The following is a 12,408-nucleotide window of genomic DNA, read 5'->3' as shown; positions in this document are numbered from 1 at the left end:
GGCGCCGGCGAGGCGGCAGGCGGCGTGGCGGCCAGCGTCACCGTCGCCCGGCAGTCGCCGCCGGCCGTGGCCGCCTTCGCCCTCGCCAAGTCCCAGGCTCCTGCGCACGTGTAACATCGATTCGTCGACATCTCGGCACCCGTTCATGAAAAGGTGAACGGCGTCGCGCGGGGATCGTGTTAGCATTCACCTCATGTCACGGCATCCGATCCTCTTCGCTGCCGCATGCTTGGTCGGCGCGTTCCTCGTGGCCGCGCCGCTGGCGGCACAGACCCACCCCGAAGACGACGAGGTCGTCGACGTCGAACTGGTGCTGGCCGTCGATGTCTCGCTCTCCATGTCGCCGATGGAACTCGAGCTCCAGCGCGACGGGTATGCCGCCGCGCTCGTGCACGATCAGGTGATGCGGGCGATCAAGGACGGCGTCCACGGCAAGATCGCGGTCGTCTATTTCGAGTGGGCCGGCGACTTCATGCAGCATGTGGTCGTGCCCTGGACCCGCATATCCAGCGAGGCCGAGGCGCAGGCCTTCGTGGCGCAGATGACGGCCAGCCCGCCGCGCAGCGCCCGGCGCACGTCGATCTCGGGCGCGCTTCTCTATGCCGACAGGCTCTTCGACAACAGCGGCTATCGCGGGCTGAAGCGCGTCATCGACGTGTCGGGCGACGGACCCAACAACCAGGGCGAACCGGTGGCCGAGACCCGCGATGCCATCACCGCCAAAGGCATCACCATCAACGGCCTGCCGCTGATGACCAGCGGCGGCTTCGCGTCGAGCTTCGACGTCAACGACCTCGATGTCTACTACCAGAACTGCGTCATCGGCGGACCGGGCGCCTTCGTCATCCCCGTCAACGACTGGTCGCAGTTTCCCGAGGCGATCCGGCGAAAGCTCGTGCTCGAACTGGCGATGGACCAGCCCGCATGGCCGGCGCCGACGCTTGGCCCGGTCAAGGGGCCGCCGGTCGTGCTGGCGCAGTCCACGCCGGGATACGACTGCCTGATCGGCGAACGAATCTGGCAGAATCGCCAGCGCTACTGGGAGAACTGAACCCGAAGCCTCAGGCCGCCAGCATGTGCTTGCGGTCGGCGCGCTCCTGCTGCGGCGAGCGGGCATAGAGCTCGCGATAGCATTTCGAAAAATGCGACGCCGAGACGAAGCCGCAGGCGACCGCGACTTCCACCACCGGCAGCGACGACTGCACAAGGAGGTGGCGGGCGCGATCGAGCCGGATCTCTAGATAGTAGCGGGCGGGCGAACGGCCCATCTCCTGCCGGAACAGCCGTTCGATCTGCCGCCGCGACAGGCCGACGGCGTCGGCGATCTCGACCAGCGACAGCGGTTCGGCCAGGTGAGCCTCCATCAGTTCGATGATGGCCAGCACCTTGGCGTTCTGCACGCCGAGGCGCGCGCGAAGCGGCAGCCGCTGGCGGTCGGTCGGGCTGCGAACGCGGTCGGTCAGCATCTGCTCGCAGATCCGGTTGACGGTGGTCTCGTCGAAATCGTCGCCGATCAGCTTCAGCATCATGTCGAGCGAAGCGGTGCCGCCGGCGCAGGTGAAGACGTTCTGGTCGACCTCGAAAAGGTCGGCGAAGACGTTGGCCTTGGGGTATTTCTCCGAGAACCCCGGCAGGTTTTCCCAGTGAATCGCGCAGCGCTTGTTGGACAGCAGCCCGGCCGACGCCAGGACATGGGCGCCGGTGCACAATCCGCCCACGGCCACGCCGCGATTGTATTCCTCGCGCAGCCAGGCAAACACCGACTTGTTGGCATAGCTCTCGATGTTCATGCCGGAGCAGACGACGACCATGGATGGCCGGTCAGGACCGGCGAGCTTCCGGCGCTCGTCGTCCAGCGAGGTGTCGACGGCGCATTCCACGCTGTTCGACGCCTTCACGGGGCGTCCATCGGCGCTCGCCAGCCGCCAGCGATAGGCTTCGAATCCCAGCATCCGGTTGGCGATCCGCAACGGTTCGATGGCCGTGGCGAAGGCCACCATGGTGAAGTCGGGAACCAGGAAGAAGACGATCGATCGCTTTACGGATGCTTTCGCGTTCACGTGCATGCCCCACGCTAATGGCTGTGTTCTTGTTGTCGGACCGTCATGCCATCATTGCGAAAGTGTCATCCGGATGCAGGCCCCGTGTCAACGGGATCGACCGCCGGACAACGAGAATTTACCGCTTCTCTGTCCCTCTCGCACAGGCGCCCGCAGGGCAGGGCCATGCGGGCGCGATGCGAGGCGTGACGAGTGGCGGGAAGCCCCCGCGCGCGGCTCTCAGCCGAGCGAATGTCCTAGGCGGGCGGCAGCGAGCGCGCCGGTCTGGCCGGGCATGGTGCGCTGCAGGCGCTGGCGCTCCAGAGCGGTCGTCAGGTTGGAAGGGCGGCGGGCAAACATGCGAACGAGAAACTTCATCGGGGTAACTCCATGCTGTTGGACGGCTCTGCCTTCGCGCATTGGAGTGGGGCGGCGCGTATTGCCCTCCATATAGGCTTCGCTGCTCGCTTCGGAGGCAGGAAATGCGAAGCGCAAAGCACAAAATGCGACATGCGCAAAGTAAGCCGCTTCGACGAAAAACCTCAAAAAAACAGGGAGATGACAGTAAAAACGGCCGCGTTATGCTTTCCGTTCAATTGCGGCATGCAAAAACGCCGCGTCGCTGGCGCGACAGGGCGGGCGCCGAAAAGACGCCGACCCTGTGCCGCCGCCATGAATCAGCGGCCGAAATGGTCGTCGGCGGGATGCCGGCCGATCTCGGCGGTATACCGGGCCGGCCATCCGATGTCCTTGCGAATGTCGAAGGGCAGGGCTCCTACGGCCCGCTCGGTACGGGTGGCGAGCCGCCAATGGCGCCAGGTTTGGGCGATGCTGCCAAGGCTTGTCAGGATCGACATGTCCGAAGTCTCCTTTTCCGTTGTTCCCGGGGGTCGACGGCTTGACTATCGGCGCTGCCTTGAGTTCAATCAAACGAAATGGAATGACGCTTACAGTCAGAGAAATTGAACGGAGGACGATCGGTGACCGCGCCCCTCAATCATCCCCTGCCGCTGCTGGAACTGGATGTGCTGCGCACCTTCGTGGCGATCGCCGATACCGGCTCCTTCACCCTCGCGGCTAACGCGGTGTTCCGCACCCCGTCGGCGGTGTCCATGCAGATCAAGAAGCTGGAAGAGCAGCTGGGCCGCACGCTGTTCAACCGCGACGCGCGCTCGGTGTCGCTGACGACCGACGGTGAAGTGCTGCTCGGCTATGCGCGGCGGCTCCTGGCGATCAATCGCGAGGCGGTGGCGAAATTCGTCGTCCCCGACATCACCGGCGTCGTCCGGCTGGGCTCGCCCGACGATTTCGGCGAGCGCGTGCTGCCGATCGTCCTGAAGCGCTTCGCGCAGTCGCATCCATCGATCGCCGTCGACGTGGTGATCGACCAGAGTTCGAACCTGCGTCGCCGGATGGAGGACCGTCGGCTCGACATCACGCTGATGACGTGCTCGCACAAGTCGCGGGTTCCGGAGGCCGAGGTTCTGCTGACGGAGCCCATCGTCTGGGGCGGAGCCAAGGGGGGAAGCGCGCATCTGCGCGAGCCCTTGCCGGTGTCGCTCTGGGAGGAGGGGTGTGCCTGGCGCTCGAGCGCGCTGGAGACGCTGGGCCGCATCGGCCGCAACTACCGCGTCGCCTACATGAGCGCTCACACGGCCGGACAGCGCTCCGCCATCCTCGCCGATCTCGCGGTCGCGCCGTTGCCTCGCTCCTTCGTCGGCGGCGACGTGGTGGTGCTTGGCCCCGACAGCGGCCTGCCGGAGATGGGCACCTACGACATCGCCATGCTGGTCACGCCGGATGCGACGGCTCCGGTGCTCGCCGCCGCCGATCACATCCGCGCGACATTCGAGGTTTTTCGCGAGACCGGCCGGTTCTGACCGGTCGCGCCGGTCAGCGGGCGGCGATCCTTGTGTCGTCAGCCTTGTCCGACGCCAACGCAAAGTCGCGGATGAACGCTACCATCCTGTCCCGGGCCCGATACGCCTCGGGCATGTCGAGCAGGGGCCAGACGTTGAACAGCCCCGGTTCTTCCAGAACCTCCACCGGCACGCCGGCCGCCCGGGCCCGGGCGGCGAAGAGATGCGTGTCGGGATTGAGCAGGTCGCGCGTGCCGGTCAGCAACAGCATCGGCGACAGCACCGACAGGTCGCCGTAGAGCGGGCTGATGCGCCAGTCGGCATGGTCGATGCCGTCGGCATAAAGCCGCGTAGCCTCCTCGGCGCCGGGCACGCCCAGCCAGGGATCAAACTTCTCCACGTCGTGGATGGCGGAATTGGCTAGCGACAGGTCCGTCGGCGGCGAGATCAGCACCAGGCCGGCCGGCTTCGGCAAGCCGTCCCGCGCCGCCATCATGGACACCACCAGCGCCATGTTGGCGCCTGCCGAATCCCCCATCAGCACCAGTGTGTCGGCGGCGGCTTGGGCAACCACGTCGCGGTACAGCGCCATGCCGGCGCCGAGGATGCGTTCGGCTTTCGCCTCCGGGGCCAGCGGGTAGATCGGCACCGTCACCTGCGCGGACAGCCGCTCCGCCATTTCCGCGATCAGCTTCCAGTGGTGGGCGGTGATCTCGAACAGGTAGGCCCCGCCATGGAGGTAGACGATCCGCAGGCCCGTCGCGCCCGCCTTCGGCCGCACGTCGTAGACCGTCATGCCGTCGACCCTGCGCTCGGCGATGTCCATCCGCTGGGCGATCTTGTGCGGCGGACGGAAATCCTCCGTCGCGCGCGCAGCCTTCAGGCGGGCGTGCATGCCCTCCACGGAGGCGAAGGATTTCTTGCGCGTGTGCTTCAGCACGAAGGCGAAGAGGTGGCTCTTGAAACTCGGCATGTCTCGTCCCCGGCGCGATCCGCGACAACCCTTGCGGGCGCGGCGGGGGAGACTTGCCGCGACGGGAGGTCCCGGTCAACCGGGGAGCGTCGGTCCAGGGCGGGTTCCGACAGGCGCGGCGACGACCGCCTTTCCGCGGCTGCGCGGCTGTGTCACCGGCGTGCCTCGTTGCAGGAAGGCGACGATGTGGTCGCGGGCGCGGCGCGCCTCGATCGTCTCGATCAGCGGCCAGACATGGTACATGCCTTCCTCGACGAAGAGCTCGACGTCCACCCCCGCCGCGCGCGCGCCTTCGACGAAGCCCAGCGTGCCGGAATGCAGGAGATCGCGGGTCGAGGAGAAGACCAGGGTCCTCGGCAGCACCGACAGGTCGCCATGGCGGGGGCTGATGCGCCAGTCGGCGACATCCAGGCCGGCGCAATAGAGGCGGATCGCCTCCATGCCGCCCGGCACGTCGAGCCATGGATCGTCGAGGGCCGCCTCCACCATCGCGTCCCTGGCGGTCATGTCGAGGCCGGGCGAAATCAGCACGTGGCGGCCGGGCAGGGGCAGGCGCCTCTGCGCCGCCAGCATGGTCAACACCACGGCCATGTTGCCGCCGGCCGAATCCCCCATGAACACGACCTGGCTTGCCGGGGTTTCGCCCAGCACCGCGCGGTAGGTCTCCATCGCCATCCGGAACATGGCGTGGAAGTCGTGCTCGGGCGCCAGCGGGTAGATCGGCACCGTGACGCGGGCGCCGGTGCGGCGGGCGACGTCCGCGATCAGCTGCCAGTGGTAGCGCGTGATCTCGAAGCAGAAGGCGCCGCCATGGAAATAGATCACATGACCCGCGCCCCGCGTCCGCGCCGGAATTTCGTAGACGGGACAGCCGTCGATCACGCGCTGCTCGATCGAGTGGCGCAGGGCGATGGCCGGCGGCGGGCGGTGATCGCGCCGTAGCCGGTCGCGGGCGATCCAGCGATGCAGTTCCTCGGCGCTCGAGAACGCCTTCTTGCGCGTGAGCTTCAGGTAGAGGCCGACAAGTCTGCTTTTCAGGCTCGGCATGGGCTTTCGATCCCTCCGGTTCCCAGTGAAGGACCGTCCGGGCCGGTCGTCAAGGGCCCTGCAGGGAGCATCTTGCTGGCGAGGCCGGGATGGCTCCCGGCAACGCGTCGCCTCAGTTTCGGTTCCGCCGTGCGTCTCGTTCCTCGCGCGAGCGGCGGCGCGGCGTCGAATCGCCCGTTGCGCCGTCCACCGTGGTGGCGCGGGCTGGCAGGGTGACGGCGGCGGCAAGGTGCGGAAAGGCGTCGACCTTGTTGGGCAGCGCCATGGCGTTGACGAAATGCTGCTGGAAGCGCGGCTCCAGCGCCGTCTCGATCTTCTCGATGCGATGCACCGTCTTTTCGATCTCGCGGCGATAGTCGCGGTTGAGCAGCGCCATCAGCGCGCCGGTGCCGGCCGCGTTGCCGACCGCCTTGACTTCCGAAAGGTCGCAGTCGGGGATGAGGCCGAGCACCATGGCGTATTTCGGATCGATGAACGACCCGAACGCGCCGGCCAGGCTGATCGTGTCGACATGGTCGACGCCGAGCTTTTCCATCAAGAGCTTCACGCCGGCATAGAGCGCCGACTTGGCGAGCTGGATGGCGCGCACGTCGTTCTGGGTGACGGAGATCTCCTGCTTGCCCTGGTGCAGCAGATAGGAATGCGTCCGGCCCGTCTGGCGGATGCGCGGGCTGCGCGCGGCGAGCGCGCCATCGATGACGCCATCCTCCGAAATGATGCCGGAGAGGAACATCTCCGCGACGACCTCGATGATGGCCGAGCCGCAGATGCCGGTGATGCCGAGCGTTTCGGCGTCGGCGTCGAAGCCCGGCTCGTCCGACCACAGGTCCGAGCCGATGATCTTGAAGCGCGGCTCCAGCGTCGCGGGATCGATCCGCACGCGCTCGATCGCACCGGGCGCGGCGCGCTGGCCGGCGGAAATCTCGGCGCCCTCGAAGGCCGGGCCGGTCGGCGAGGAGGCGGCCACGATGCGGTTCCGGTTGCCGAGCACGATTTCGGCATTGGTGCCGACGTCGACGAGCAGCATCATGCGGTCCTGCCGGTGCGGGCCTTCCGACAGCGTCGCGCCGGCTGCGTCCGCGCCGACATGGCCGGCAATGCAGGGCAGCATGTAGATGCGCGCGCCGGTGTTGATGCCGAGCCCGAGATCGCTCGCCCAGGTGTGGACCGAGCCGGAGACGGCGAGCGCGAAGGGCGCCTGGCCGAGTTCGGTCGGGTCGATGCCCAGGAAAAGGTGGTGCATGATCGGATTGCCGACGATCACCGCGTCGAGAACGTTGTTGGGATCGACGCCGCCTTCGGCGCAGACCTTGCGCGTCAGCTCCGTGACCGCGTCGCGCACCGCCTTGGTCAGCTGGGCGCGGCCGTCGGGGTTCATCATCACGTAGGAGACGCGGCTCATCAGGTCTTCGCCGAAGCGGATCTGCGGGTTCTGCATGCCCGACGAGGCGACGATGCGTCCCGACAGGAGCGACACCAGATGCATGGCGATGGTGGTGGAGCCGATGTCGCAGGCAATCCCGTAGGCTTCGTTGTGCAGGCCGGGCCACAGCGCGATGATGTTGGGCCTCGAGGCTTCCAGGTCGCGATGGATCGCCGCCGTCACGGCCCAGCTGCCCTTGCGCAGGATGCCCTGAACCTGGGGTATGAGATACTGCGAGACAAGCAGGTTGTCGAAGCCCCAGTCGCGGTCGAGCATGACCTTGAGGCGGTCGAGATCGCCCAGCGGCTTGTGCATGTCTGGCTCGTCGACCTCGACATAGCAGAGCTGGACCGCCGGGTTGCGCTCGATGATCCGGTCGATCGCCGACTTGCGCACCACTTGCGCGTTGACCACCGTGTCCTGCGGCACGTCGATGACCAGGTCGCCCTGGATGGTGGCCGAGCAGGACAGGCGGCGGCCCTCCGGCAGGCCGCGCACGCGGTCGTAGCGCTCTTCCTTGGCGCCGCGGGCCGAGATGTGGTCGTTGGACGACACGATCTTGTGCTTGGCGAAATGGCCTTCCTGCACCTCCACCTGGCAGCGGCCGCAGGTCGCCCGTCCGCCGCACACGCTTTCCACATAGACGCCGAGCGAACGCGCGGCGTCGAGCACCGGCGTGCCGACCGGGAACCGGCCGCGCTTGCCCGAGGGCATGAACAGGACGAGGGGATCGGTGGGTGTGGTCAACTCAGTGCGTCCTTCGAGGCTCGCTTCGCTCGCACCACCAGTCCCGTCACCCCCGCGCCATCCGCGCTTCGCGTCCGCCCCGACGGCGTCCGCCGCCAGCGCTGCCGTCGCCGGGCGCGTTGACCTGCACGGGCGCGGGCGCGGCGTGCTCGCCGGGCTTGTAGTCCTTGTAGGTGCGGATCCAGTTGGTGCAGTCCTTGTCGGTGCCGTTCAGCACGTTGGCGCCGCGAACGGCCTCCATCTCCTGCGGACGGCAGGGGTTCATGATCGCCGAGGTCATGCCCGCGCCGATCACCATCGGGATGAAGGCGGCGTTGATGCCGTGGCGGTGCGGCAGGCCGAAGGAGACGTTCGATAGCCCGCAGGTGGTGTTGACCTTCAGTTCCTCGCGCAGGCGCCGCAACAGCGCAAACACCTGTCGGCCCGCATCTCCCAGCGCGCCGATCGGCATCACCAGCGGGTCGACCACCACGTCCTCCGGCTTGATGCCGTGGTCCATGGCGCGCTCGACGATCTTCTTGGCGACCGCGAAGCGCACGTCGGGGTTCATCGAAATGCCGGTCTCGTCGTTGGAGATCGCCACGACCGGCACGTCGTATTTGCGGCAGAGCGGCAGGATGGCCTCGAGCTTGTCTTCCTCGCCGGTGACGGAGTTGACCAGGGGGCGGCCCTTGGCGACTTTCAGAGCGGCCTCGATGGCCGCCGTCACGGAGCTGTCGATCGAGAGTGGCAGGTCCACCAGGCCCTGCACGATCTGCAGGGTCTGGACGAGAAGCTCGGGCTCGGTCGCGTTCGGGTCGACGGCGGTGACGCCGGCATTGACGTCCAGCATGGTGGCGCCGGCGGCGGCCTGCTCCAGAGCATCCTTGATGACCGTCTCGAAATTGCCGGCCACCATCTCGGCGGCGAGCTTCTTGCGCCCGGTCGGGTTGATCCGCTCGCCGATGACGCAGAAGGGCTGGTCGAAGCCGATGATGATTTCCCGGGACGCCGAGGCAACGATGGTGCGGGTCATGTCTGAGTTCTCCGGGCGTCCGTGACGCGATGGAAGGTCTGGATGGGATGCGGTCGGGGGCAGACGGGGAGCGGCGTGCCCGATCGCCGTAATCAGCCGCCCTCGCGGCCGCCGGCTTTGGCGAGAGCGACGAGCCTGTCGCGGTCGTAGTCGGTCTCGATGGCGCTCGCCGCCTTGTCGGCCTCGGCTTCCAGGTCGTCGCCGACGGGCACGGGGGCGGCCTTGCGCCACTCCTCGAGATAGGCGCCGCTTTCGGCCGCGCCCGACCGCATCGCCGCCATGTCGATGGCTTCGGTGAAGCGAAGCGACAATTCGCGCTTTGCCGTGGCCCGGCCCTTCTTGACGATGATCTGGGCGGGGATGTCCCGCCAGTAGACGACGATCAGTTCGGCCATTGGCCTTGCTCCACAGGATCTACGACGAGATGTGCCGGAACATGGCGATCCCCGCTTCTCATGCGGCGACGTGGGGGCCTTCAAAAGCGACGTCGCAAGACGGACAGGAATGCGCCGGCGTCAGAACCAGTGGTGCATGCCGGCGGTTTCCCACAGCAGGTTCAGCACCGCGCCGGCCGAAACCACCACCGCCACGATGATGGCGATGGAGGTGATGCCGATTCCGACCGCGATGCCGAAGAGAATCCCGTCCCGTTCCGAGAGCGCGAGGCCGACGAGCGCCGAGGCGAAGGCGGGAAGCCAGTTGCCGAGGGGCACCGGCAGCACGACGGCGATGCCGAGGATCAGGGCGATGATGCCGATGACGCGGTCGCCCTGGTATCGCCAGAACGGCCAGTAGCGCGGGCGCACCAGCCGTTCCAGCCGCTGGAGCAGCGGCACGACCCGCGCCGAGCCGGCACGGAACCGCTCGAGCGTGATCGACTTCGACAGGAGCGAAGCCGGCAGCCATGCGGTGTCGTAGCCGAGCACCATCTGTGCTGCGACGATGACGATGGGGATGCCGAGGAAGATCGACGTGCCGGGTGGCAGGGGCAGGAGATTGAGCGAGGAAAAGAACACGAGCAGCGTGGCGAAGGAGCGGTCGCCGAGCGCATCGCGGATCGTTCCGACCGTGATCGGTCCTTCGGCTTCTTTCGACAGCTGGGCAAACAGGTCGGAGAGGCGCCGGGGCTGGCGCCGGCCCGCCAGTTCCGGCGTGCACGTCTCGTCGTGTCCGTCCATGTCTCGTCCCCGCGCCGGCATCAAAGTCATGCGCTTGCGCCTTGCCCCGGCCGCATATGCAACAATGGCCGTTAATCCTTGATGACAGCTTGCGCCAGCGGAAAACGCCCGCGTCGAGCCATCGGCTGTCGCACCGGTGGATGAGTGCCGACGCATCCGGGCAGAATGCGCGCGGGCAAGCAGAAGCTTCACCCCGGATTCGGGCTTATTCGTGGAATGTCGGCAGGCGCCGGGAAGGCTCAGCGAGGACCGGCCGCCGCACGGGCGAGCGCCGGTTCGAGATCGCCATAGCCGGTTCTGCGCTTCTCGTAGGCAAGCCCCAGCATGCCGGCCGCGCGGACCGCGACCTCTTCCAGGTCCGGCGCGTCGGTCTGGGCGAGATAGACCAGCTTTTCATAATGCCCAAAATAATCCTTCGCCAGTTCCGGGTGCCGGTCGAGGCCGAGCGGCTTCATGAAGAAGGCGTCGAACTGCCGGCACAGGAAGTCGGTCATGTAGAAGGTGGTCATGTCGGAATCGCCGATCGCCTCGAAGGCGGCCATGCCCTGGTAGAAAGCGAAACAGTGCGGTCCGTCGATGCGTTCGACGCCGTGCTTCTCGCAGACCCGGTCGAGCAGCCCGCCGGTGCCGCAATCGGCATAGCCAACGAAAATGTTTTCGTGGCCGTCCGACTTCGCCTTGGCGATGGCCGCGTCCATGGCCGGCGCTATGCGATCGGGATGGAAATGAAATTCGGCCGGCAGGCAGGTCAGTTCGAGATGGGCCAGGCCGAGCCGCTCCTTCACCGCCAGAACTTCGCGGGCGATCATGCCGCAGGCGATGACGAGAACCTTATCGGCATCGGCGCGTTGACCTTGGCTCGGTATCGAGCCAACCCTCTCCAGGAGACCTCCCAAAATGTCCGCCTCCCTGATTTCGCGCCTTGCCCTGCTGGCGGTGATGGCGCTTGCCACGACCGGCTGCGCCAACACCATTCGCGGCATTGGTCGCGACACTGCGAACACGGTCGACGCCACCCAGAATGCCGGCGCAAACGTCGTAAAAGCGGCGAACTGACCGGCCGCAGCGCGCCGGCTCAGGCGTTGGCGCGCTGGTTGTGCTTGCGGCGCATGTATTCCTTGGCGGTTTCGACCGCCACCGCCGCGTCGCGGCAATAGGCGTCCGCGCCGACCGCCTTGCCGAATTCCTCGTTCAGCGGCGCTCCGCCGACGAGGACGACATAGTCGTCGCGGATGCCCTTTTCCTTCAGCGTGTCGATCACGACCTTCATGTAGGGCATGGTCGTGGTCAGCAGCGCCGACATGCCGAGAATGTCCGGCTTCTCACGCTCGATGGCGTCCAGATACTTCTCGACCGGATTGTTGATGCCGAGGTCGACGACGTCGAAGCCGGCGCCTTCCATCATCATGCCGACGAGGTTCTTGCCGATGTCGTGGATGTCGCCCTTGACGGTGCCGATCACCATCTTGCCTTGCTTGGGCGCGCCGGTGGCGGCCAGCAGCGGGCGCAGGATGAACATGCCCGCCTTCATGGCGTTGGCCGACAGCAGCACCTCCGGCACGAAGAGAATTCCGTCGCGGAAATCCTCGCCGACGATCCGCATGCCTTCCACCAGCGCCTCGGTCAGCACCTTGTAGGGCGCCCAGCCGCGCTCGAGCAGGATGTTGGTTCCCTCCTCGATCTCCTCCTTGAGGCCATCGTAGAGATCGTCGTGCATCTGCTGGACGAGTTCGTCGTCGGACAGTTCGGAAAGGATGATTTCGTCGTCGGACATCTTGGGCTCCAGAGGATGCTTCGGGGCATGTGATGACGCCCCTGGACAATGGCCAATGTGTATTCGGCAAGGGCAGGGCAGGCATAGTCGATTTGCGACTTGCGACGCGACGAAAGCGACTGGAAATCATCATGCGATGGTGTCGATTTTGCGACAGTCCTTGGCGTTGCCGGGACGGTTCGCCGATGGCCCATCACTACGATCCGGGCCAATGGCCGGAAACCGGCCTGAACTCATGTCGGGAAGCGAACCCATGGACGAGAATCTGGCGGTCGACCAAGCGGCTGGAACGGCGCGGCGCGGGCGTGGCGATCGCGGCGGCGCGTCGGCGCGGCGTGCGGCGCGGTCCGGCG

14 protein-coding genes are annotated in these 12,408 nt (G+C 66.7%); 3 read left to right on the top strand and 11 right to left on the bottom strand.

What is annotated here, in order from left to right:
- Window positions 1-193: 193 nt before the first annotated feature.
- Window positions 194-1,051, top strand: coding sequence for a DUF1194 domain-containing protein (locus EJC49_RS23865; RefSeq protein ID WP_126702432.1), 858 nt, complete (start codon window positions 194-196; stop codon window positions 1,049-1,051).
- Window positions 1,052-1,061: 10 nt separating this feature from the next.
- Here the strand turns inward: EJC49_RS23865 and EJC49_RS23860 are convergent, their stop codons facing one another.
- The 3 genes from EJC49_RS23860 to EJC49_RS23850 form a co-directional block, all read right to left on the bottom strand.
- Complete coding sequence (locus EJC49_RS23860; RefSeq protein ID WP_425358843.1) at window positions 1,062-2,066, bottom strand: GlxA family transcriptional regulator; 1,005 nt, start codon at window positions 2,064-2,066, stop codon at window positions 1,062-1,064.
- Window positions 2,067-2,279: 213 nt separating this feature from the next.
- Window positions 2,280-2,417, bottom strand: coding sequence for a hypothetical protein (locus EJC49_RS23855; protein ID WP_126702430.1), 138 nt, complete (start codon window positions 2,415-2,417; stop codon window positions 2,280-2,282).
- A 299-nt stretch (window positions 2,418-2,716) separates the two neighbouring features.
- Window positions 2,717-2,896, bottom strand: coding sequence for a hypothetical protein (locus EJC49_RS23850; RefSeq protein WP_126702429.1), 180 nt, complete (start codon window positions 2,894-2,896; stop codon window positions 2,717-2,719).
- A gap of 123 nt (window positions 2,897-3,019) precedes the next feature.
- Between EJC49_RS23850 and EJC49_RS23845 the strand changes: the two genes are divergently transcribed.
- Window positions 3,020-3,919, top strand: coding sequence for a LysR family transcriptional regulator (locus tag EJC49_RS23845; protein ID WP_126702428.1), 900 nt, complete (start codon window positions 3,020-3,022; stop codon window positions 3,917-3,919).
- A 13-nt stretch (window positions 3,920-3,932) separates the two neighbouring features.
- Here the strand turns inward: EJC49_RS23845 and EJC49_RS23840 are convergent, their stop codons facing one another.
- From EJC49_RS23840 to EJC49_RS23810, 7 genes are all read right to left on the bottom strand, one after another.
- Entirely contained in the window at window positions 3,933-4,871 is a 939-nt protein-coding gene (locus tag EJC49_RS23840; RefSeq protein ID WP_126702427.1) for an alpha/beta hydrolase, read from the bottom strand.
- 75 nt (window positions 4,872-4,946) lie between these two features.
- Window positions 4,947-5,918, bottom strand: coding sequence for an alpha/beta hydrolase (locus EJC49_RS23835; RefSeq protein WP_126702426.1), 972 nt, complete (start codon window positions 5,916-5,918; stop codon window positions 4,947-4,949).
- Between the two features lie 112 nt (window positions 5,919-6,030).
- Entirely contained in the window at window positions 6,031-8,055 is a 2,025-nt protein-coding gene (locus EJC49_RS23830; RefSeq protein ID WP_126702434.1) for an ASKHA domain-containing protein, read from the bottom strand.
- A 79-nt stretch (window positions 8,056-8,134) separates the two neighbouring features.
- Window positions 8,135-9,103 carry a methyltetrahydrofolate cobalamin methyltransferase gene (locus tag EJC49_RS23825; RefSeq protein ID WP_126702425.1) on the bottom strand — a complete coding sequence of 323 codons (969 nt, stop codon included), beginning with the start codon at window positions 9,101-9,103 and terminating at the stop codon, window positions 8,135-8,137.
- A gap of 92 nt (window positions 9,104-9,195) precedes the next feature.
- On the bottom strand, window positions 9,196-9,498 hold the full coding sequence (locus tag EJC49_RS23820) for a virulence factor (RefSeq protein WP_126702424.1): 303 nt from the start codon (window positions 9,496-9,498) through the stop codon (window positions 9,196-9,198).
- Window positions 9,499-9,618: 120 nt separating this feature from the next.
- Window positions 9,619-10,281 (bottom strand): exopolysaccharide biosynthesis protein, encoded by a 663-nt coding sequence (locus EJC49_RS23815; protein WP_126702423.1) that lies wholly within the window; start codon window positions 10,279-10,281, stop codon window positions 9,619-9,621.
- A gap of 239 nt (window positions 10,282-10,520) precedes the next feature.
- On the bottom strand, window positions 10,521-11,177 hold the full coding sequence (locus EJC49_RS23810) for a DUF1638 domain-containing protein (protein WP_425358842.1): 657 nt from the start codon (window positions 11,175-11,177) through the stop codon (window positions 10,521-10,523).
- Window positions 11,178-11,220: 43 nt separating this feature from the next.
- Between EJC49_RS23810 and EJC49_RS23805 the strand changes: the two genes are divergently transcribed.
- On the top strand, window positions 11,221-11,337 hold the full coding sequence (locus EJC49_RS23805; protein ID WP_425358844.1) for an entericidin domain-containing protein: 117 nt from the start codon (window positions 11,221-11,223) through the stop codon (window positions 11,335-11,337).
- Window positions 11,338-11,356: 19 nt separating this feature from the next.
- On the opposite strand, the gene EJC49_RS23800 is transcribed toward EJC49_RS23805, so the two are convergent.
- Entirely contained in the window at window positions 11,357-12,055 is a 699-nt protein-coding gene (locus EJC49_RS23800; protein ID WP_126702421.1) for a corrinoid protein, read from the bottom strand.
- Window positions 12,056-12,408 lie beyond the last annotated feature (353 nt).

Origin of the sequence: Aquibium carbonis, from assembly GCF_003970795.1 — a bacterium.
Taxonomy (GTDB): Bacteria; Pseudomonadota; Alphaproteobacteria; order Rhizobiales; family Rhizobiaceae; genus Aquibium; species Aquibium carbonis.
This window is presented reverse-complemented; position numbering and strand designations above follow the sequence as displayed.